The organism is Melioribacter sp. (genome assembly GCF_049325435.1).
GTDB classification, from domain to species: Bacteria; Bacteroidota; Ignavibacteria; order Ignavibacteriales; family Melioribacteraceae; genus Melioribacter; species Melioribacter roseus.
In genome coordinates this window covers 193,872-218,433 of sequence record NZ_JBMOLD010000002.1, presented here as the reverse complement: position 1 = coordinate 218,433, position 24,562 = coordinate 193,872, and the positions used below count along the sequence as shown (strand labels likewise).

Genomic DNA, 24,562 nt, shown 5'->3' with positions numbered 1-24,562 from the left:
ATTTTATTGAATTAATTCGAATTCCGTTTCCATCAATTCTTTGGAATTAGGTCCTACCATAAGTTTGAACTTACCCGGTTCAATAACGTAATTCATATTTATATCGAAAAATTTCAGACGTTCGACCGGCAGTTCGAATTCGACCGTTTTTGTTTCTCCGGGTTTCAAATTTATTTTCCTGAAATCTTTCAACTCTTTAACCGGACGCGTAACGCTTCCCACGAGGTCTCTTACGTAAACCTGCACTATTTCTTTAGCTTCGTATTTTCCGGCGTTGGTAACATCCACACTGAACCGCACGGTTTCGCCGGCTCGAACTTTGTCCGTTTTCAATTTCAAATTAGAATACTCGAATGTAGTATAGCTGAGACCGTAGCCGAACGGATAGAGTGGCTCCAGACTGAAATCGATGTAATACGAAGTGTATCTCGGGTTCTCCGGATTGTAAGGACGACCCGAATTTTTATGATTATAATAGAGCGGAATTTGACCGACTCCTTTAGGGAACGTCGTCGTGAGTTTACCGCACGGCACGAAATCGCCGAAGAGAATATCGGCAAGTGCATTGCCGTGCTCGCAGCCGAGATACCACGATTCGATAATTGCAGGTATGTTTTCGGAGACCCAATTAATAGTCAATGGTCTGCCGTTCATCAATATAGCAATTACAGGTTTGCCGGTTTTGTGTATTTCTTTTATCAGTTCCTCCTGAACTCCCGGCAGATCGAGAGTGGCTCTCGAATGCGCTTCGCCGCTCATATCGCGGGTTTCTCCGACAACCACAATCGCCACGTCGGATTTCTTGACCGCTTCGACTGCTTCCGCAAAACCCGATTTATCGTCGCCGCGCACTTTGCACCCTTCGGCGTAATTAATCTTAATCCTTTCGCCGACTTTATTTTTCAATCCTTCCAGTATCGATACAACCGTTTCTGGCGTTCCCTGCTGCGACCACGGACCGAGCGGATCGTCTTTCGAAGCCGCAAGCTCGCCGATTAACGCTATCGACTTGATATTCTTATCCAAAGGAAGAAGATTATTTTCGTTCTTTAACAGAACCACCGATTCAAGCGCAACTTGCTTTGCCGCTTTTCGCAAATCGTCATTCAACGTAACTTCGGCTTCGCGCGCAGGGTCGGAGTATCTGTAAGGATCGTCAAATAAACCGAGTCTGAATTTTGCTTTTAGGATTCGTCTTACAGCCGCATCGACGTATTTAACGTCAACTTTTCCTTCTTTAACAAGCTCGGCCAGATGATAATGATAACCGTTGCTTTCCATGTCCATATCTACCGAGGCTTCGATTGCAATTTTAGTCGCCTCTTTCAAATCATGAGCGATTCCGTGAATCATAAACTCGCCGATCGTATTCCAATCGGTTAAAACAAATGCGTCCGAATGCCATTCGTTTCTGAGTATTTGAGTCAGCAATAATTTGTTTGCCGAGGAAGGGACTCCGCCAATTTCATTGAAAGCCGACATTAACGAACCGACTCCCGCGTCGACTGCGGCTTTGAAAGGGGGCAGATGAATTTCCCTCAACGTACGTTCAGATATATCGACGGTGTTATAATCTTTCCCGCCTTCAACCGCTCCGTATCCGGCAAAATGTTTCGCGCAAGCGAGTATTGTATTGATATCGCTCAAACTTTTCCCCTGATAACCTTTAACTCTGGCGGCGGCCATAACCGCTCCGAGATACGGGTCTTCGCCGCTGCCTTCCATTATACGTCCCCATCTCGGGTCTCTTGCAATATCGACCATGGGACTGAATGTCCAGTGGACGCCCGCAGCCGATGTTTCAATTGCCTGCATGCGCGCCGAAAGTTCGACCAATTCCGGATTCCAGCTGCAAGCTTCAGCAAGCGGAATTGGGAATGTTGTTTTATATCCGTGAATAACGTCGAGTCCGAAAATCAACGGAATCCCGAGCCTGCTTTCTTCGACGGCTATTTTTTGAAGCCGTTCGGTTTGCTCGGCTCCCACTATATTTAAAAACGAACCGATTTTTCCCTGCTTAATTAATTCTTCGTGCCCTTCTTTCGGTTTTCTCGTTCTCGTTCCCGTATCCCATCCCGCGCTGTATTGAACGAGCTGACCGACTTTTTCGTCGAGAGTCATCAAAGCAAGAACCGAATCGACTTTTTGATCGAGAGTTTTATTCTGCGCGAAGGCAAGAGCGCCGACGAAAAACAATAGGAGATATTTTTTCATGATTTTAATCCTATAGATTTTTTAAAACAAATAGAATCCTTCCGAACAGGATATAAACTAACGCTTAAGTTTATTTTCGCTTTTAATGCCCGTTTACATAAAATCTTTAAATCACCACATACCGCAAAGCGCAATCGGGAAACCCCGTTAAATTTTTTCCAATTCGTTCCAGATAAGCGCCGCCGCGCCCATAATTCCCGCTCCTTTACCGGGTAGAGCCGAAGGAATAATTTTAACCTTGTTTTTGAAAATGTTCAGCATCTGTTTTTCCATATACTTTTTCGTCGGTTTTATAATCAGGTCTCCCGCAAGAGCCAGTCCGCCGTATAGTATTATTGCTTCCGGGCTCAGATGAACCACCGTATCTGCCAATTTGAATCCGAGAGCTTTTGCCGTATAGTCAAACGCTTCGAGAGCAAGTCTATCGCCTTTGACCGCGGCATTATAGATATCCTTTGCAGATAATTTTTCGCAATTCAGTTTTCTCAGCGAACTCGGGTACGGATACTTAGCCATTAATTCGAGAGCCGTTCTTTTGATTCCCGTAGCCGAGGCATATGTTTCGAGACAGCCCAGTCTCCCGCAACCGCACAATCTGCCGTTCGGGTCGTAAGTAGTGTGTCCCAATTCTCCGGCAAAGCCGTCGTTTCCGTAAACCAATTTCCCATCGACGACAATGCCGCTGCCGAGTCCGGTACCCAGCGTAATGACTATGAAATTTTTCATTCCCCTTGCCGCTCCGAAAATCATTTCGCCCAAAGCCGCAGCATTTGCGTCGTTTGTGATAACAGCGGGCAAATCGGAAAATTCTTTTATAAGTTTTATAACGTTGATCTTGCCCCAATTCAAATTGGGCGGTTTTTCGACCGTGCCTTTATAGTAATTTGCATTCGGCGCTCCGATGCCTATTCCTACTAATTCATATTTTTTTTCAAATTTCTTAAATGCCTTTTCCGCTGCATTAAATATTCTTTCGAATAATTGACGCGCGTCCAATTCCGCTTTTGTCGGCAGCGAAGCGTCGTAAATCAGCTTCCCTTTCCTATCGACGAATCCGAATGCGGTATTTGTCCCCCCCACGTCGATTCCCATTACCATCTGAATTTTACTCATTTTCATATTTCTCCAGTAATCCGAAGTATTGGTTAAACCAAATTATTAAACAAATTTTATGCCTTTTAGCGAGTATTGAAATCGGCGTATTTTGAGCAAAAAGAAAATTCCGGTTATTAAATTAATACAAATGATTATTAATTTAATAAATTTTCGGGCGGGCTCCGGTTATCTCGATACGCTTCGCTACTCGATAACCGTCCTCAATATAAAGGTTTTCGAGTTTTTTCGGTAACGGACGAAAAAGTATCGAGACAACCGTCGTTTACAACGAAAATCACCGGGACAGTTTCAGTGAGAATTCCAGTTCAATCGGTTCAATTATGTTTGAAAATCTCTGAATACGGCTGCCGTCCCTGTTTCCCCTCATTCCCGAATCAATCCTTGCCGGCATTTGAGTCTGTTCCTCTGTTTCAAGTTTCATCGACACGATTTTATCTTTTCCCGGATTAATCAATCCCGTTCCAATCGGTATTCTCAGCTCGTAAATAATCTCCGGATCGTATTTGTTAATCTCTGCTTTAATACCATAAGTATTATCGGATTTATTAATCAACGCAAGAGGATAATTTTCTTCGTTGATTATTTGGACTTCTTTTTGATTCTCCAGAAATTTTTGAATCCTTTCTTCGAATAATTTCCTCATCTCGTTTCTGTTTCTCAGAATATCTCTGTTAAAATCTTCGCGTCTCCTTTCTCTGTAGACCAGCGGGAATTTCAAACCGATTTTGCGATTATCGGATTCGATCCACAGCGTAAGTCCGCCTCTTAACACGGGGAAAAAACTTCTGAAATCTCTGAAGGCAAAGCAGAGATACAGATTCTCGTTGTCGTTCGTGTAGGCGACTCCTATGTTTTTGTCGTCGAAATTAAAAAATCTGCCGTTCCATTCGGAAGGATTAGCGTCGACAGTAATATCCGTAACATCGCTCTTTTCAAGAAGTATAGCCGAAGAACACGCGGATATTAGCAGCGTTAAAACGATTATTCCTGATTTTATACTTTTCATAATTCACCCGGTTCAGTCTTTGTATTTTTTGACAACGCAAATCCGAACCGGGTTTATATAAATTATTTGAAATAGCCGCTTACAAAAACCAGCGGAGCGTTCCAATTGATGGCAATTTCGTTTGACGACCAGCTGCCAGTATCGTCCGCGTAACACATTGCGGGAGGAGTATTTTTGTCGAATAATTTTACGAGGACAGGATCCTGAAGGTTTTGATTCGGACCTCCTGACAAAAATCCCGGCACGGGTTCTTCTATTCCGTCGGAAGCAGTCGGTCGATGATGCGGATTACGAACGTAATGCGCGCCGATTCCGGTAACGAAAGAAATTTTATGGGCGTTTGCGCCCAGGATATAATTTAATTGTGCGAGCGCAAGATTATAAAAATTCTTATCGCCGGTTATTTCATAACCGATAATTAAAATGAGCGAATTGTTCAAAACGTCCGAGTTGCAGCCCCATCGATATTCTCCCGGCAGAATAGTAACGCCGTAACCGTCTTTTTTACTTTTGGCTGCCAGATAGTCCGAATAAGCCAGCAGTTCGGCTTTAATCTTATCTGTAATTTCCTCCGGTATATTTCTTTTGGCGCTGTTTACGAGGATAGTAAAATATGCCAGGTCGTTCAACTGCGACCAGCTAATCGATTTAAAATGGAAATTATTTTTGCGGGCGTATTTCATAAAATAATCGAGATATTCCCTGTCGCCCGTGGACATAAATAATTCGGCGGCAGCCCACGCTCTTTCGTCGGAATCGTTTACGTCGCCGTACTCGCCAGTAACTGTGCCATCGGGATTTTTAAATCCTCCCGCCGGGACTATTTCCGGATTGTCGGACAAAAATTTCCATGCCAAAATTGAAGCATCCAAATATTTCTTCGCAAGATCTTTGTTGTAATCTTTTATTAGTCTGGACGCTTTAGCCAGAACTGCGGCAAAGTCTGCCGTCGCCGTCGAAGAGACGCGATAAATCAAACGTCCTTCCTCAACGTCTTTGTCGGGCATTACAAAATCTTCGAATTTTTCTTTAGTCACTTTTGTAAAAACGGCGCCGTCTTCCCTCTGCATTTTCAGCATCCAATCGATTTCGAATAACGCTTCGTCTAAAATATCCGGAATTTTATTTCCGCTTTCGGGGATATTCAAACTGTCGCTCAAAAATTTAGCGGGGAAAAATTCGTATGCCATCAACAATGTTCCAACGGTAACGCCCGCGTTAACTACATACTTACCGTAGTCGCCCGCATCGTGCCAGCCTCCTGTAACGTCTTTATAGCCTTCCCCGGTCAAAGGATGAAACTGCGCGTCTTTTGTATGACATTTTCCGTAAGCATATACTCCAGCAAATTTACTTTCGAGCCCTACGCCGCATCTTTGATAATAATACGATTTTAAAGACGCGTTGAATAAATTATTATAAACGGTATCAGATATTTCGAACTGCGGCGATTTTTTCCCGTTGGCAAGCGCAATATAATATTTACCCGGCGTTTCAAAACCTGAAAAATCTCCTTTATAAACATCCATTCCGGTGGCGGGATCGTTTTTGGTTATTAGTTCAATTGCGCCTTTAAATACTAACTTGTCGTCTACAACGTCATGCAAATAGAACGAATCCGCCGGCTCGTTTATAAAAAAATACTTCGGCGCATCGATTAAATATCCCGCCTGATTAATCGAAAAACCGCCGGCTTTTGCTAATAACGAAACAAAAAAGAAAAGTAAAAAAACCGTCTTGTTCATGATAAACCCCGTAAAATTTGGCGTTAAACTTTTTCAAAGATAATTAAAAATATCGATAATAAGTAACGCCCGCATGCAAAGTAATTTAATGGCAAAAGTTTTCAAACAAGGGACTGTAATTTAAAAAAAGTACGGCGTGTAACGTGAAAAAACTATTTACACGCCGCGAAACTTAATATAATAAATAGTATAAACTATTTCGGTTGTCTCTGTTAATCCGCAACGATTACTTGATTAAAACTATCTTTTGCGTTTTGACGGATCCGTTCAGGTTATAATTAACAAAATAAGTTCCGCTCGACAAATTAAATTTATCGGCATTAAGATAATACGAGTGTTTTCCGGCCGATTGATACTCGTCCAGAAGCACTGCGATCTTTTGACCGAGTATGTTATAAAGCGAGACCGCGACTCTGCCGCTTTCCGGCAGACGCCATTCGAGCGTAGTTCCCGGATTAAACGGATTTGGATAGTTGGGACTGACTGTAAAATCATTAGTCCGGAAATTTTCCTCGTATTCGGTTTTTGTAATAATTTCCTTTCCGTCCGGCGGAACAGGCAATTTTACCGAAGTATAAAGATGAAATTCACCCGGCTGTAAACTTACAAACAAACTGCCGTTTTCCACCGATATGCTGTCGCCCGTAAAGTAATCGTACCAATACCCGTCCTCAGGGAAAGAAAAATTTACAGATCGGGATACAACGTCGAAGTTGCCGATTATTTTAACATTCATCGCGGAATCCAGCAGAGTAATCTCCTTTGTCGGTCCGGTCACATTCATGTTGAAATCATCGGTAGAAAAGACCGGAAAACTCTTTTTGAGTTTTATTAATTCAGCAAAAAAACGGAAAAGTTTTTGGCGTTCGGATTGTTCAGGCGCGGTATAATAATCCCACCTGACCGGTTTTTCGCCCAGTCTTCCGTTATAATCAATCGAATAGTCATAACCCAGTTCTTCAAACTGCCACATCATTTTGGGACCGGGAACGGTAATAAAAAATGCCGCCGCCAGTTTAATTCTTCCAAGAGCATAGTTGAGTTTTTTGATGTCGTAATCGCCCGAAGAATTTCCCCAATGTAGGTTTTTGTACATAAGTCTCTCTTCGTCGTGGCTCTCCATATATCCTACCAAATGCGGATTCGAAAATCCTCTTGCCTTATAAGAAATTCTGTTAAAGTTCGATTTGCCCGCGTCGTTCCATCCCATAGCGGCTTCCGAATAATTATGATTAAGATTGCCCCACAGCATCATTCCGTATTGGGACAATTCCCTCTCTTCCGAATCGGCTGCAAAATGTTCCAAAATCACATACGCTTCCGGGTCGGCCTGCCACACTTTATCCGCCATTCTCTTTAATATTTTGATACGCGTTGCGTCGTAATTGCCTCCGTCTCCCGGAGTGTTAGTAAATCCTTTGGTAAAGTCGAATCTGAATCCGTCCACTTTAAACTCATTAAGCCAATATGATGTAACTCTGTCAACGTAATACTTTGTGTTGTTGCTTTCGTGATTGAAATCGTAGCCCCAGTAAAATACAGGATTAGGCGAAACTTGATTAAACCACGGACTGTCTGCGGACGGTCTTCCCTGCGCGGTATCCCAATACATCCTGACGAGCGGATTCAGACCGAACGCATGATTCAAAACCACGTCGAGTATTACGGCAATTCCGTTTGAATGGCACGAATCGATAAATTCTTTCAACTTTTCAGCCGTTCCGTAATATTTATCGACAGCGAAATGCATCATCGAATTATATCCCCAGCTCGAATTGCCTTCGAATTCCATTACCGGCATTAGCTCGATGGCATTTACTCCGAGCTTTTTGAAATAGCTGATTGTATCGATTAGAGTAGCAAAACTATGGGTTTTTACAAAGTCTCTTACGAGCGTTTCATAGATTACGAGTTTTTCTTTCGGAGGTTTCTCGAAATCCGTTACTTTCCAATTATATTTTGCCGGAGTAGTATTGATTATTCCCACAATGTTTTCGGTTTTACCGTAAGGATATTCTTTCAGGTTCGGATAAACGGTTGACGGAATGTAAGAATCGTTCCACGGATCGAGGATTTTTTCGCAGTAGGGGTCAGGCATTCTAATAACGCCGTCCACCAAATATTGAAAGGCATACTCGGTTGAGGGCGTAAGATCGTTTAATTTAATCCAATAAATTACACTATCGGGTCTCGCTTCATATTTATTCATCAAATACTTGTCGTCGACTTTCCAGTCGTTAAAATCGCCCAGCACGTAAACAAACTTTTTATAAGGAGCAAAAAGAGCAAGGTATATTCCGTCTTCTTTGTAATTAATTCCGTGTTGAATACCCTCGGGCATTTGGCTTACAGGAACTGGCGGGACATTAACGATGGCAAACTCAACGGTATCCTTAAGCCCTGTTATGCCTTCGGCAATTATTCGCGCTATATTTGTATGAATATTCGGATCCGGAACGAAAGAATACACAATGGAATCAGCGTTTGATTCGGCGAGCAACTGATCGTTTATAAACAAACTCATCCTCTTTGTCGAAGTTCCAATGGCGGCGCTTCTGGCTGATATCAGTACGGGATTGTTATCTGGAATGAAATAAGGCGAGCGCATCGGATCGCCGTAATAATTGTTCACCGCCGGCGAATTTAAAACTACTGTAATTCCGGGCTCGTAGATCGGGACAAATATATCCTCGGTTTGTTTCGAACCGTCGCTGCTCCTTAATACAAAACAGAGTTGAGTAATGTCCACGGCGGGATTATTAACATTATAAAACTTTCTCGGGTTTTCTATAGTAATCCTGTAGACATTTTCCGCGACCCTGCTCAATTTCGGTTGAACCGAATTATTTCCCCAGTCGCCGATTACATTTTGCCACGCCGATACGTTTCCGTTTTCATCCCTCAAAGTAACGCCGGTATGAGCGTAAACGTCGCCCTGATATCCGGCAATCTTATTTGGGTGCGTTGCGTTGGTTACGTCGAAGGTGATTGTAATTGTGTCGGTTTGTACGGGATACTGAGGGACTGTATAAAATACCGTACCTGTTCCATTTTGCCCAACAATCAAACCAGTTAATAAAAAAACAAAAACAAGTAGATTTTTTTTCATATCAATTCACATTTGTTATATAAAAAAGGAGCCCTGTCTCAGGGCTCCTGGTAAATCCTTATTACTTTAATAACATCATTTTTTTAATAGAATTATATCCATTTACATTAAGAACACAAAAATAAATTCCACTGGAAAGTCCAGAGGCGTCAAACGTAACAGAATAAACACCTTTTGATTTTAATTCATATACTAATGTCTTAATTTCATTCCCCAATACATCATAAATCTTTAAGGATACAAAACCATCTTCCTTTATTTGGTAATGGATTATAGTTGACGGATTAAAAGGGTTTGGGAAATTATCGTATAACTTATATTCAAGAGGTAGTTGTTCTGCTACTACGTTTTCAAATTCATAAGGTTGATTAGAAATTATCAAAGGCGATGGCGAAGTATATGCTATATAATCACTTTGTTTTACCCAAATAGCATACCCACGAGGAGGAGCAGAAACATAAACTCTGCCATCTGCGTAAACATAAGTAGTTTGGTTAGGATCAAAAGCATTTACTAAAGTTGTGTTACTCCAATTTGTAAATCCAGATGGTGAGCTATCAACCCAAAGTCCCATCGTTTGTGTGTCGTGGTTATTAATTACAATAATTGCACCGTCGCGTACTCCATTCCCTTGTCTTCTTACAACATAAACATTATAAGCATCACTTGATGGATAAGGATTTCCTACTTGACTTAGTACTGTTAATGTACCTCCCAAATAGTTTTTACGGACAAAAATTAACTTATTTATATCTTCTTTTAGTGTAGAGGGTGCTTGAACTGAAAGCGAAGGATTATTTGCGTCGTATTGTATAATTGAGTAGTAATGGGGATAAAAAACACATGGCCGTCCTTCGTGAGTTAAAATGTAGGCATAGCCTATCTTAAAATCTTTAGTTACCCATTTATCGTGTTCCTTCCCAGTATCATGATTATCTAAAAATGTTACAATAGAAGTGCCAGGCAAGCCATTACCAGAATTATTTCGAACCATGCCTGCATTATTAAGCCAACGCATATCAAACGACGAACCATTGCCATTGCACATATCTTTTAACGTAAATTTTAACGGAAAGTCAAAAGCATCAACATCAGCGCCGTAAGATGCTACGCCATTAACCCAATCACGTATACGATGATCTGCTCCCCAATATTCACCTACAATAAATCTCTGCTGACCATTTAATAAAGGAAGATTTTTTACCCAGTCGGCTACAAAATCAATCTGAAAGCCACGCACAAAATCTAATCTGTATCCATCAAATCCGATTGTGCTTGATAACCAAACTCCCCAGTTTTTAAGCCGTGTTTTAACAGTAGTGCTATAGGTATTTAAATCATTACCAAAAAATTTTGTATTGGGTATTATTTCATCAGTGCCAGGCCACCCTAACCAATCGTAATTATCTACAGGATGAAAATCTGTATAAGTCCAACTATAGTTAGGCTCTTCAGTTCCTGTATGCGTTGGATAGGTAATATTAGTCATAGTTCTTGCCTGCAGACTGGTAAGAGCAAGGTTACTCCCGTTGTACCAAATACTAACAGGATAGTAGCCTTTAGTTTGGTCTTCCCATTGCCACTCCCACTGCCCTTCGGAATTAGTACCTTCTTTACGCGCTGTTAATTTAATCACTATATCGTGTGCACTGCTTACAGTAACCTTATATTCATCAATATCTCCTTGATAATTTGCATGACCTCTAACTATTCTACCTGAACCTGGGAAAACATTATACTGACCATTGCCGTCGTTCGGCTCATATTCCCAAGTATCAGTCCCATTATAACCAGCACCTGTCCAATCTATATAAACGTCATAGCCTCGTTGAGTATAATCTGCATTCCAGTCAAGCAAATAACCTTTTATTTGTATATAGTAATCACCGGCAGAAGCATTAGGAATTACCCATGTAATTTCGTTAGTAGGATAGGCGTTATATTGAGTACCATTACGATAGGCTTCGTCTCTAACATACTGTTTGACAGCAGGATTACTTTGTAAATTTTCTTCGGCACCGTAGATATGGTTTAGAATGACATCAGCGTAAATATTCATATATGCTTTCCCATTAGAAGTATTATGAGCTTCAGAAATCATATTCAATAATTCCTGTTTAGAGCCAAATCTTGTTTCAATAGTACCCTTTTGATTATATGCCCCTAAATCATAGTGGTCATAAAGTCCATACCCCATATCTTCAATTCCCCAATTGCCTTTAGATGGTGGAGGCACCCATAAGCCTGTAAAACCAGCGTTTTTAAGATAATTCATTTTAATTCTTAAAGAATCCCACCATGTGCCATTCTTATTAACAATATCAACAGGTACATTCCAATAGAACGCCTGCATCATTACATCGTTTTGAGCGTTGCTATGACCTGGAAGAATTAATAAAAATAATGCCATTATAAAAATAGAGTGATACTTATTTTTTTTCATGCTCGGCCTTCCCATATATTTTTTGCTTAATTTGCCAAATGCTATTAACAAAAGCAGAATATTAAAATCGAATGAATATATTTTCTTTCGATATCATAGTAATCAGCCGGTACATCTTTATGTACCGGCTGACTATTAAGCACGATAAATTGTTTAGTTATTTAAGCAATAGCATTTTCATAGTTCTGGTAAATGTAGAAGTTTTGAGTGTATAGAAATAAATACCGCTGCTGAGTTTCGATGCAATGAAATCAACTTCATAGCTTCCGGCATTCATTTCTTTATTTACCAGCACGGCTACTTCTTCGCCCAAAGTGTTATATACTTTCAGCGTAACAAAGTCGCTGTTTGGTATCGTAAATCTGATACGGGTAGTCGGATTGAAAGGATTAGGATAATTTTGTTCGAGCGTAAAGTTGTTCGGGATACCCGTTTCAATTTCGCGAATATCAGTCGGCAATCCTTCCGGCCAGCTTTCGACCTGATCTGATTTATCTTCTTTGTCAGTCCATTTGTCAAGCGGAGCAGTATAAGGCTGAACGAATTGGCGCGAACCAGTCATAGCGCAATAACGAACGCGATATGCGTTTTTACCGAACCCGGCTGTTTCCTGTTTGAATGTGCCGTCGCTGGCTCTCTGGAATGCATAACGGTATTCGAACGCTCCGATGCCGGGACCTGTAACAGTTAAAGTTCCTTCGTATATCTTATCGCCGTCCGGGTCTGTCAATTCGAAATAGGTTTGTTCGTCGCTGTCTTTCCAGCCCATTAATTTACTAAACAAGGGTTGTTCGCTTATCCAGTATACTTTGTCTCCCAATTGCATCGGTTCGCCGGTTTTGTCGGGATCCATAGCGTCGGTCATGTCAACGCGGAAAGTAACAGAAATTTGCTGACCTTCGGGAACAACAAATTGCGGATAAACGTCGTCATAGTAAACCATATCGAGAACTTGGTTGTCGGAACCTTCGAATACTACTTCTCTGTTTCCGCCTCCCATTGAGAGAGGTCTTTCCCAGCCGTCAACCCAAATTTCTCCGGCTGTATCGGCAAGAAATACATAGTATTTGAATTGAAGTACGGAGTTAACTTCGAACTTTTCAAACGGCACCTGCAGGAACCAATTGCTCGGGAAGAGCGGGTCCTGGTTCATATGCGAGCGCGCGGGGTCGCTGTCGCTCCAGCCGTTGAATCCGCCTCTTACTTGCAGCTGATCGACTGCCGGATCGTATACGCCGAGCTCTTCCAGTACGCTCATGTCCACATTAAAGGTGATATTGCCGTCAGCGAGTTGAACGTTTGGATTTACATCGTTAAAGAATCTTTCAATAACGTTTTCTCCGTCGTCAACAAAGAAAGTTCTGTTCGGATCTCCTTCCCATGTTGTGCCGCCGGACTTATTGGTATAGAGGAACTTATAGTTGATTGTTTGTCCCGAATTGATTTCAACGGTTTTTGTATAAACAGAATCGTTGTCGTCGTCGATTAATTCATCTTGGGTAGTACTCCAGTCGTTAAAACTTCCTGCCACGAAGACCTGTCCGGAGCCGGGCACAAGGTCGCCTTGCTTAATAGGCAATCTCATATCGGCTTTGAATGTAACCTGCGCGGGACTGCCCGACGGCATTGGAACATTATCGTAATAAACTACATCCAAGACCAGATCGGAAGCAACGTTGTCTACCACACGGTTATCGACCGATTCCCAGCCGCCGTTTGTAGCTCCTGCGCCGTTATGGAAGAATTTGTATTCGAGTTTTCCGGCGGGAACAGGCGCGGTGACTTCATAAATTTTGTCGCCGTCTTCGTCCGCCATTGGCGTTTCTCCCCATTCATTGAAACTGCCTCTTACGGATACTTGATTAGAGGCCGGGTCGAATTTGCCTTTTGCAATTTCCACGCTCATGTCCACTTTGAACGTTACATTATACGTCTGAGCGTTCATAGTTGCAAAGACAAACAGCATTAAGAATAATGGAATTAGTTTTTTCATTGTACCTCCATGATACGTTGTGAAATAATTATTTAGTTAGTGTTAAAAACCAATCGTTACTCCAAAGCTGTGGATATTATCGAGATAACGATACTTTTGATACGAGTAATCCACCATAATTCTCAAAGTTCCGAAATGATAGTTAATACCCGTACCCAAAGTAAGCCCTTCCTGATTATCTTTCAGAAAGAGTCCTTTATATCCACCTCTCAGGCTGAAGAGATTATTGAACAGCGAGAGTTCTCCCCCAATATTTACCCATTGATTATTGTCATTCGGGTGTATTGCATCTACCGCCAAAACAAATTTCTGATCGTTCAGAAATTCAAATTCTTTGGAAATGCCGATCTGCAATCTTAAGGGCAATTCAAATTCTTCGGTTTTATAGTAGGCATCCAGAGTTTCATTATTGCCCGCGCGTTGCGGATCGGAATCGTGACGGATTAGAAGGTCTTCGCCCTCCATTTTCATTTTAGAACCGTAGTTTGTTATACTGCTGGCGAATTTAATTCCGTAAAACGGAGTGTTGAAAATTGTGCCGATATCAAAACCGATTCCATCCGCCGAAGAGTTAAAAATATTTTCTCTTATGTATTTTACATTAACACCGATTGCAAAATCTTGTGTGATAAATCTACCGTAAGAAAATCCGAAAGCGTAACTCCCCGCACTGAAAGTTTCTCCCGTTCCTTCGGGATAGTATTCGGTCGTTACTTCCATATCGCCGATATTCAATGCCGTCACATTGAAACCGAAAGAACCGTAATCTCCTGCCGGTATAACGACCCCGAAATAATTCACGTTCAAATCGGCAAACATTTTTGTATAAGTAAATGTCGCCTGAACTTCATTCATATACGATATTCCTGCCGGATTCCAGTACATACTGGTAGCGTCGTTGGCGACAGAGCTGTATGCGGAGCCCATAGCATTCGCTCTTGGTCCGATTCCGATGTTAAGGAATTTAGCCGCTGTTGTGCCGGTTTTAGTAACCTTCTGAGCTTGCAGCGGATAAACGCCAAACATGATTAACATTATTGCAATCAACAAAAATTTTATATTCACGCTTATTCTCCTTAAAAGTTTCATCTCGCTTACTCCCAGTTATTTAATTATGGCGAATTTACCGGTTATGCTGCCGATTCCCGGCGCATCCACATGATAGATATAAACTCCGTATGAAACCGAGAGATTGTCTTTAGTCAGCAAATTCCATTCTGCCGAACCGTCGTTAATCGGGCTTTCATGCTCAATAACGTCGACAAGTTCGCCGTTTACCGTGAAAATTCGTATTGTACATTTATTGGGCAAATGAGTAAAGTGAATAGAACGCGGACCTCTTCCGCTCGAATACGGATTTCTGGGTTCCCATAAAGCCGTAGCCACATACGGATTAGGCACTACTTTAATTTTATCGAGTTCCATCTTTGCTTTGTCGGGATCAATATATCCTTTCCTTGCTACGAATCTAAATTTATCGCTAGAAAGGAACGGTTTTTTCAGTTTGATCGTAATAAAATCGCCGGTTTGAGGCAGTCTCGTTCCGTTCGCCGGATTCGGGGTGTCAAGCAGATAGAACCACCATGTATATACGGGTGTATTATTTTTGTCGGGTTCGACAAAGATAATTCTGTCGCGTCTTGCGCCGTTGGTCGACAAAATGCCATCGTTGCCGTCAACTTCCACAAATATAAAGTCGACGTATTCATTACGGCTTAGATTGAACACCTTGAAATTAACCGGCTTTGCAGGGAAAACGTTATTGCCAAGTTTGCCTTCTATTGACATTCCGAATCCGAGGTCTCCGAATTCAATCCTGTAATCATTAGGCCTTTCTTCGCCTTTCAGTCCTGTAGGCCAAACGAATTTTTCGAATTGATAATTCACAATTGTCGAGTCGCTCCACTTGGACTCTGTTCTGTTTAATTCAACTCTGCTTTCGTTTTTAAATTTCAATCTGAAACCGTCTACAATCGGCTGCTCGTAAATTTCGCTAATTTGCGTCGACTTGTTTATAACGATTCTGTTTTCAGTAGAATCTATAAGCGAATAGTTTTTTGTTGTTAATGTGTCCGGTTGTCCTGGTCTCTGCGCTGCTTTGATAGTGTCTTCAAATACTATGTGGTAAACATGCCCCTCCTTGATTTTGTTTATATCGATTATTTCATAAGATATTGTTCCGGAAGTAGAGCCTTCGACTCGAGTTATTGTACCCAAAGTTGGTTCGACATAACCGGCAGCCGGAGCTTCTGGAGTAACCCTTACAACGTTCGAACCAAGTTTAACGCTTCCGTCCTGCTGTAATGAAACTCGGATGGGCGACTCCGAAGGAATAATTTGACCTTCCGGATAGCCGAAGTCGTATGCTACAAGAGCATAATAATACGTAAATCCGTTTTGTACCGTTGTATCCACAAACGAATGTTTAATACCCGAATCGGTTCCCAAGAAATATCTAACTCCGTCAATTCCAACAGGATCGAAACCCTGTATGCCGTCCACAAGGTCGAATTGAGCTATTGGAGTTTTAAACTGTCTGTTTCCGTAACCGTTTGTAATATTTTCGGCATCCTGAAAAGCCGGGTCTGAAGATCTGTAAAGTTTATAACCTTCGAAGTCGTGTCCGTTACCTCCAATCGCATCAATATATTGGTCGAAAGAAGATTCTGCAACATCGTCCCAATATAGCGTGACTTTGTTGTCGCCCGGAATAGCAGTAAGAGTCGGTATGAGCGGCGCATTAGCAAAACGGTAGTCGTTATTATAAGTTTCCTGAGCGCGCACTCTTTTGCGCAGAATTTCTTGTTTACGGAATTGTCCGTTCGGGTCTGGAACAGGACCATTAGCCAACAAGACAACCAATGAAATCGGTTCGGTTTGGCCTGCTTTAAGCGGGAAAAGACTCGATGATACGAACAAATCATATTCGCCGGCAACGACTTCTTGAGGATCATAGAATTTACCTGGTATCATAAAATCGAACCACATTTGAGCGTCGCTATTAATATTCAGCCCGCCGGCGGGAACATAGTCTGCATTTGTAATACCGATCTGGTCAGTTTCTGTAACGTCTGTTACGTCAATGTTTGGTTCGCCGGGTAATCCGAATCGAGCGCCTGATGTGGGACGGGAATCATTTTCTCCCGCATCGCCTGATTGAGCCACGCCGTCCAATCCCACGTCGTCTCTCATCGGATCCCAATCGTAATCATTATCGATACCGTCGTTGCGAGCTTCGTCGATTAAAACGTCGATGCCGTCGTCTATTCCTTCATCGATAGCGCCGTCGTTGTTATTGTCAATTCCATCGGCGTATTTCATTCCCAGAGTAGAAGCGACTACGTTATAAAGAATAATTTTATCATTAACCCTGTATCTGAAATATGGGGCATCCTGAGCCGCTGCGTCAATCATTTGTTGCGTAATTACAGGGCTGCCTTCTTCACCGTCGTTATCGTTGTCAATACCGTCTTTATACGGCAACCCCAGTTTATCCTGAGTAACCATAATCAAATGAATTTGTCCTTTCTGGAAATCATCCAACGGCGGCCAAATATTCCATTTTACGCCCGATACATCGTTAATCATATCTTGAGTAACAACCGGGCTATTAGCTTCCACTTTGAAACGCGGATGTTTGGCTACAAATTCAGGATCTACCGGTTGAGCTATTCGGTCTGCGTAGGTAACGCCGCGTTGAACCCCGAATGGAATGTGAGTTTGATTTTCGTCTATAAGTCCGTTGCCGTTATCGTCGATAAGATTATCGGGAATTTCACCTTCTATCATTTCGGCGGTAATAAAATTATTTAACTCGGGGCTGTCGCCGTCATTGTCAATTCTGTCTGTGGCGTTGCCGGGAGTTTCGAGAAAAGCAACCGCAACAATACCGACAGGGTTGGAACCGAATGTAGGAGCTTTATGGTCGTTGTCTCTCGACCATGCAATATCTTCTATCAAGTCGAATTCGGAAATGTCGTCCTGAGAATCTCCGTCACCTCCCACAAAATCGGCATACCATACCGTCACGCCGACCTTATTGATATCTCTGGTTCCGTCGTTTTTAACATAATGCAATAAATAGAGAGCGTCTTCAACAAGCACTTGCGACCATGCAAGCGCGCGAACGTCGAGCAGAATGCCAAGACCTTTACGTGTTAAATCGGTTGTATCGGGAAAGTAATTAACATAACGGTCATATTTATCGTCGGAGGCTCTGTAGAACATTTCCTGGTCGGCGTTAAATACATTTTTACCGAAATAGCCGTTCCAGGCGCCTGGCCAACCCGGGTCAATTTCGTCGTTCATTTTATCCGGCCAGAATGCGGGCCAAGTTTCTTCGTCGACGCTCGTAGCAATTTCGTTTTTCTTTTCGTTAAAATAACCCGGAACCGGTTCGAAATTCCACGTTTTGCCTTCGGGAGACTGGCGGAAATTAAAAACGTCTATTATTCTTTGTCTTTCACCCGCATTATCAATAACTTCGCCACCTACAAAAACGCCTTGCATAGCCAAATAAACTTGACCGGTATTTTTCGGCCATTCGTAGGGAGTTTGAACGGAAATGGGATACTGACCGCCTTCTCTTCCGGTCATTCCGAAATTAAATACCGTAGTTCTGATGCGGTTTCCTTCCATCTGACCTTTAGTTCTTTTGGTCGGGTCGCCTCTCTCTTTACCCGGCGTATATTGCGCATAAATATTAACAGTCATCATCATGGAAACAATTATGCATAAAATTTTGATGCTCTTGTTCATATCAATTCTCCTGCTTTCCATTAAAATGATAATTCTAAACCAAATTGAATTAAACGCGGTTCACCGTAATTAGTCGGGTACCGCAAATATTCCTGCACCGTATTCGGGCGATTCGGGTCGTCGCCTACATTTCTTCCTTCGGTAGTATAATCAGGTTTGCCTGTATCCCCAAATACGTTAACAACCACGCGAGTATCGAGCAAATTGAATACGTTCAAAAACGAAGTGACCGAAATACCGGCTATGTCAAAAGTCTTATGCAATCTAAGATCGAAAACATGTTGCGTCGGCCTGCGCCTGCTGTTGCGTTGTAATCCCGAAGTAATTCCCCTGTCTGCTATATATTGAGTGATTGCGGGAGTATAAGGCAACCCGGTGCCGTATCTTGCAATCAGAGAAGCTCCCCAGTCATTATCTCCGACAAAGAAAGAGAGGTTAACGAGATGGCGCTGATCCCAATCGAGAGGAACCAAATATAACGTCGGTTCATTATTGCCAAGCTGTGCATAAAATTCGTCTTCCGGATTCGAATTGCTACCTTCAGCTACCTGATATGTATAATTAAGATCAATTGCGTAATGATTAGTGAATCGTTTATTAAGATTTAAGGTGATTCCTTTCACATTGGAATAATCTTTATTAATATATGTCGAATAGCTTACAAGATTACGGGTTATTATGAGAGGTCCGGCAGTTATCCAATTACGAATATCACGATAGAATGTTGTAATATCAACCGTATAATCGTCGAAGAACTGTTGCCTGAACCCGATTTCATACATTACTGTGCTTTGAGGTTTCAGGTCGGGATTGCCGTAGGGTCCGTAAGCGCTGCCCGTATTTGGCACATAATAAGGTCCGCGATTGTACAGATACTGGAACGTCGGCACCTGCAAAAATTGTCCGTATGAAAAGTGCAACACTCCTTGGTCGCTTATCGGATATGCAATTCCGAAACGAGGACCGATTGCCCACTTAGGGGTTGCATCTTTATAAAAATATGGCTCTCTTTCTTCAATGCTTAAAGACGCAAGCTCTTCTCTTAACGGTAAATAGATATTCGGGTCTGTCGGATCTACCAAAACCTTTGCATTCGAATTAAAGTAATCGAGGCGAACACCGATGTTAATTATCACGCTTTCATACTCAATTTTGTCCTGAATATACGCCGAGAATTCATACGGTTTATTTGAATATTTCGTTCTATTAGGAGTGTTCTCAGCCGGTATTGAAGGAACAAAAGGTTCCACGGGCACGCCGTTGACTCTCAGTGGTTCCAAGTTGTAATCGTCCACATCGATTTGATGCCAGCGCCCTTCTACTCCGATTTTTACTAAATGCTTGTCCGTTATTTGGCTCGTAAAATCGAACTTGCCGATAAGCGTATTTGTGCTTCTGAAAAATCTGTGGAGATTTGTGCCTTTCGAAGCAAAGGCATAACTAACGGTTATCAAGGAATCAGGGTGCAAATATCTAGGATCTAACGGATCTTCATAAAGCCATTCGTTGAACTCTTTATAAAAGTTGGATACTTTAACAGTATAATACGATCTACTTGAGAGAGTGTGCGTAAGCGTAAAAGTAGCATTGTAGCTGTCGGAAAATTTATTTACGTCTCCGTCGGGATTTAATTTAAAGAAGTGGTTGTAATCCCTGAAATCTTCCGTGGAATAGAGCAATTCGGCGTTCATTTTAATTGCCGAAGAAGCCCACAGGCTGAGATTTAACTGGCCTATCAAACGCTTGCTCCAGCTCATCGGCACCAATTCTTCGTCGCCTTGCGAGCCGTCGGGATTAAATTTTCGGATACCGTACAGATAGCCGTCGTCGTAAACATATCTCAAGTTGGAAAAGAAAGTTAGTTTATTATTAGTAAGCGGGATCGGGCCGCTCAAACTGCCCTGGAAATTATAATTTGCTACCGGATTGAATTTGTCGATTCCGGTAAAGTATTCTGTGAAATTGGAGAGATAGTCGCTGCTGTAAACTTTTACATTTGCATCGTACTTGGAACCTCCTTCCTTAGTAACGACGTTAATAATACCTGAAAGCGCCTGTCCGTATTCAGCGTTGAAAGTACCGCTTATCACCTGCAATTCCTGAACGCTGCTGTTGTCGATTTCAATACCGCGGCTGTTATCAAAAGCGTCCGTAACAGAAATACCGTTTACCCAATAAGCAATTTCCGAAGAACGGCCGCCGCGGATATGAAATTCGCCGCCGGCTCCTTTTGTAACTCCAGCCTGCAGCTGCAAAACGTCATTCAGTTCGGTCACGGGCAAATTGCTGATTTCATCGGAAGTAACTTTAGCCTGACTGGAAGTAATATCTTTTTGAATACCGTAGACATCCGCGCTAACAACGATATCGCCCAATGCAACGGCGGATTCTTCCATTTCTACATTTTGTACTGTTGTAAGGTCGATTGAAATTTGAACGTCGTTGACAATTACCGTCTGATAGCCTACGAACTGATATTTAACGCTGTATTTTCCGGGAGGAATATTAAGGATAATATAATTCCCTTCGATATCAGTCGCTCCTCCGATTGTGGTGCCTTCCAGAATAATATTAACAAGCGGAAGCGGCTCCCCCGTCTTTTTGTCTGTAACTTTTCCTACGAGCTTACCGGTCGTTCCCCCGCGAACAACCTGCGTCATAGATATTATCATTAGTAACACAATTGATAATATTTTTTTCATAATGTGGCTCCTGTTAGATTTCAATTTCGATTTCACTCAATAATTTTTCATTAATTTTAACGAAGACATCTTTCTTTTGGCCGTTGATATATTCTTCCATAATTATTTTCGATTTCTCTTTTTTGAGCAATCTTTCCGCAATCTTCCTCACCGATTCATACGGCATAAGACCGCCTTCTTTCTTGCCCAAAAGTTTAACAATAGCATAACCCCCTCCGATTCTCAACGGACCCAAAAGGTCTCCCGGCTCCGAGTTTAACAACAAATCTTTAATCATTCCCAAATTGGAAGCGCCTGTAAAATCAATTATTCCTCCTTTTGCGGCAGTGCTTTTTCGAGTCGAGTAGGCTTTTGCAAGTTCGCTAAAATCGCCGTTATTATCGAGCTTTTTGCGAATGCTATCCGCCAACGCTTTGCTTTCAACAACTATTTCCTGAATTTTTAACAGCGGTTCGTTCTTGAAGTGCTGAGGATTATCGAGATAAAAACGATAAACGGCGCTATCCGGAAATTTATACGCATTGTGAATTTCTTCTCTTTTATATTTAAGAAAAATATTTTTATGGTATTTCTCTACGACGCTTAGTACTTCAGGCTCTTTATCATATCCTTTGGCAACGGCTTCGTCAAGTAATATTCCCTGCAGAATAATTCCTTTAATCACTGTTTCAAGCGAATGCGCATCGGTTATCTTCATCCTATGGTAACCGGGGATAGAATTTATCTCGTTATATAATTGCCCAATGGTGTAATTTCTTCCGTTATACTCGGCGCATATATCCTCTTTCATACCGTTTATTGACTCTTTGTTATCAGGATTCAGAATTAAATTATAAAGTTTATTAACGGCAGACTGATTCATATTTATTTTATCAAAATCGATCATACTGTTTATGTAATTTAATTCTGCGTCTCTCTTTTTACGTAATCTGACTACCTGCATCATATGCGATTTCTTTTTTTGAAATTCCCACTCTGTGATTATCGGCGCTGTAACTCTGTCCTCCAGCTTAATGATACTATATCCATACTTTGTCTTAACCGGGGCGGAAATTTCTCCGATTTTCATTTTATAGGCAGCGTCTTCAAATGCCGGGTCCATGTCGCCCCAACTGAAATACCCTAGGTATCCGCCGTTATTTGCCAAAAGCGTGTCGGTAAAAACTGCCTTTGCCAGGGAGTCGAAACTAGCGCCGGCGAGAACGAGTTTGTATAAACTATCGGCTTCTTCTTTAGTAAATGCGAAAAGATGTCTCGCGGCTATTTTTTGATTCGTCTTTAAAAAGGCGTCCCGCAATTCCTCTTCCGTAGCGGTAATTTTCGCATAAACTTCACGATCTTTTAAGAAAGCCAATACTGTCTGTTTACGCGCCCACTCGAGTTCTTTAATGTATTCCGGATTATTAAATATTGATTTGTTATCGTCATAATGATAGAGAGTTATCTCATTAATCATATTGTTCAAAATGGCTTTCCGGGTAACGATATTATCTTTTATGCCAGATGCCAACAGATATTCTTCGTAACGTGCGACAAAATCATCGGCATAAATAGTCTCCTTGCCCACAATTGCAAGGACGGAATCTTTTGTTTGTGCGGCTGTCTGTTCGAATATTATTAATAAGACAGCAAGTAGCGTTAAATATTTTATCAATTTCTTTTTCATTACACCTTACTTTAATATCATTATCTGATAACCGTTTAATGAAATCTTTTCGCTGCAGTTAATTTTATTTCCCGAAACGAGGTCTCTCATCGTTCCCGCTTTGTTGATATCAAACTTTTCAGGTTCGCCTTTAATGTTGGCAATAACAATTATCTCTTCTCCATCGAGGATTCTTTTATATGCTAGTATATTTTGCGTTTCAAGTTCTTCCATAAAAATTACTTTTCCGACCGACAAGGCTTTATTACCGTTTCTAATGCGGGCCATTTTTTTGTACCAATCGAAAAGTTGTTTGTCGAAAAAGACTGAATCCGCCGGACGATCCTTTCCGAGCGGATGGGATTTTTCGACTTCGTAATTAAACTCTTCCCATACCATCGGTTTGCGGCAGTCGGGATCGTCGCCGCCCCACATGCCGGCTTCGTCGCCATAATAAATTTGAGGCGCGCCCGGCAGCGTAAATTGCAAAGCAACGGCAAGTTTCTGTTTCTCTCTTTCGATTTCATTCGGCTTTCTTACGTCGAAGCCAGGATTTTGTCCCGGATTGCCCGAATGGTCGTACATGTTGTCGGGATTGACAATCAACGAAGCGTGGCGCTCCGTGTCGTGACTTCCCATCAAATTCATCATTGCATAATAATTAACGCCGTATTGATTCATCATAGTTTTGATTGTGTCGATAAAGCCGCGAACGCCTGTAAAATATTTTTCAGAAAAAACGAGGTCTTTAATGGCTCTTGTAAACCTGTAATTCATTACGGCGTCGAATTGAGTTTGAAGCCACGGCGCGGCATTGAACATTTCATAATTATTCCAATCTTTCCACCATACTTCTCCGACCAGATAAGCGTCGGGATTGATTTCTCTCACCCATTTTCTGAATTTCATCCAGAATTTATGATTAACCATTTCAGCCACATCGAGCCGCCAGCCGTCGATTCCGTCTTCCGGATTGCCGTCTCCGTTCGGATCCATCCATCTTTTCACTATTAAATGAATATGTTCAGCCGGACCTTCGACAATACCGTTTTCGTCTTCTTTTATTTCAGGCAAATCTTTTACTCCGTACCAGCCTTCATAATCGAATTCGTTTTCCGGAGTGTTAGGGTCGTCCCACTTTTTAATCGTATACCAATCTTTATATCTGGAGTTCTGTTGATTCTTAACGATATCCTTAAAAGCCCAGAAATTATTTCCGGTATGGTTAAAAACTCCGTCGATAATAATTTTAATGCCTCTTTTATGGGCTTCTTTAATCAATTCAAGGAAGAGCTTGTCTGCCGAAGTCCATTGCCATGTAGACGGATCTGCCGGATTTTCTTTCTCCCAGATTGCTTTGTCGCCTTCGGGATCGGGTCCGAAATTATTGTCGATGTGATGGTACATCGAGGCGTCGTATTTATGGAGCGACGGCGATTCAAAAACGGGATTGAGATAAATTGCCGTTATGCCTAGCTCTTTCAAATAGTCGAGTTTGTCGATAATTCCCCGAATATCGCCTCCGTATCTTCTCAAGCCGGCGTTTCTGTAAAAGTCGAAACCGGTTTTCTTTTCCCACGGCTGAAGTTTGTACCAGTCGGAAGTCCACGGATGAATTTGCCAGCCTTCCGGCGTAAAATAAGGCCAGGCGCCTTCCATATCTTCGGGTTTCGGATCGTTCGATTTGTCGCCGTTATTGAAACGTTCGGGAAAGATCTGATACCAGACCGCTTCTTTTGCCCACTGCGGCGGCTCGTTGAATTTTGTTTGTCCGCACACAAGCGCTGCCGAAATGAAGATTAATGCCGTCGTAAAAATTTTCATATTATGC

Annotated in this window: 12 protein-coding genes; all 12 read right to left on the bottom strand. The window is 41.9% G+C overall.

What is annotated here, in order from left to right; all coding sequences use genetic code 11:
- Nucleotides 1–3 precede the first annotated feature (3 nt).
- Entirely contained in the window at nt 4–2,214 is a 2,211-nt protein-coding gene (locus ACOYVE_RS02560) for a glycoside hydrolase family 3 N-terminal domain-containing protein (protein ID WP_422880677.1), read from the bottom strand.
- Nucleotides 2,215–2,361: 147 nt separating this feature from the next.
- Entirely contained in the window at nt 2,362–3,327 is a 966-nt protein-coding gene (locus tag ACOYVE_RS02555) for an ROK family protein (RefSeq protein WP_422880736.1), read from the bottom strand.
- Between the two features lie 277 nt (nt 3,328–3,604).
- Nucleotides 3,605–4,336, bottom strand: coding sequence for a hypothetical protein (locus ACOYVE_RS02550; protein ID WP_422880676.1), 732 nt, complete (start codon nt 4,334–4,336; stop codon nt 3,605–3,607).
- Nucleotides 4,337–4,398: 62 nt separating this feature from the next.
- Nucleotides 4,399–6,081, bottom strand: a complete 1,683-nt coding sequence (locus ACOYVE_RS02545; protein ID WP_422880675.1) for a glycoside hydrolase family 9 protein — start codon at nt 6,079–6,081, stop codon at nt 4,399–4,401.
- Between the two features lie 226 nt (nt 6,082–6,307).
- Nucleotides 6,308–9,190 (bottom strand): alpha-amylase family glycosyl hydrolase, encoded by a 2,883-nt coding sequence (locus tag ACOYVE_RS02540; RefSeq protein WP_422880674.1) that lies wholly within the window; start codon nt 9,188–9,190, stop codon nt 6,308–6,310.
- Between the two features lie 61 nt (nt 9,191–9,251).
- Nucleotides 9,252–11,633 (bottom strand): T9SS type A sorting domain-containing protein, encoded by a 2,382-nt coding sequence (locus tag ACOYVE_RS02535; RefSeq protein ID WP_422880673.1) that lies wholly within the window; start codon nt 11,631–11,633, stop codon nt 9,252–9,254.
- 157 nt (nt 11,634–11,790) lie between these two features.
- Nucleotides 11,791–13,626, bottom strand: coding sequence for a carbohydrate-binding module family 20 domain-containing protein (locus tag ACOYVE_RS02530; protein WP_422880672.1), 1,836 nt, complete (start codon nt 13,624–13,626; stop codon nt 11,791–11,793).
- Nucleotides 13,627–13,668: 42 nt separating this feature from the next.
- On the bottom strand, nt 13,669–14,691 hold the full coding sequence (locus ACOYVE_RS02525) for a PorV/PorQ family protein (protein WP_422880671.1): 1,023 nt from the start codon (nt 14,689–14,691) through the stop codon (nt 13,669–13,671).
- Nucleotides 14,692–14,730: 39 nt separating this feature from the next.
- Complete coding sequence (locus ACOYVE_RS02520) at nt 14,731–18,384, bottom strand: hypothetical protein (RefSeq protein ID WP_422880670.1); 3,654 nt, start codon at nt 18,382–18,384, stop codon at nt 14,731–14,733.
- A 20-nt stretch (nt 18,385–18,404) separates the two neighbouring features.
- On the bottom strand, nt 18,405–21,086 hold the full coding sequence (locus ACOYVE_RS02515) for a TonB-dependent receptor (RefSeq protein WP_422880669.1): 2,682 nt from the start codon (nt 21,084–21,086) through the stop codon (nt 18,405–18,407).
- A gap of 13 nt (nt 21,087–21,099) precedes the next feature.
- Nucleotides 21,100–22,752, bottom strand: a complete 1,653-nt coding sequence (locus tag ACOYVE_RS02510; protein WP_422880668.1) for a peptidylprolyl isomerase — start codon at nt 22,750–22,752, stop codon at nt 21,100–21,102.
- 6 nt (nt 22,753–22,758) lie between these two features.
- Complete coding sequence (locus ACOYVE_RS02505; protein ID WP_422880667.1) at nt 22,759–24,555, bottom strand: glycoside hydrolase family 13 protein; 1,797 nt, start codon at nt 24,553–24,555, stop codon at nt 22,759–22,761.
- Nucleotides 24,556–24,562 lie beyond the last annotated feature (7 nt).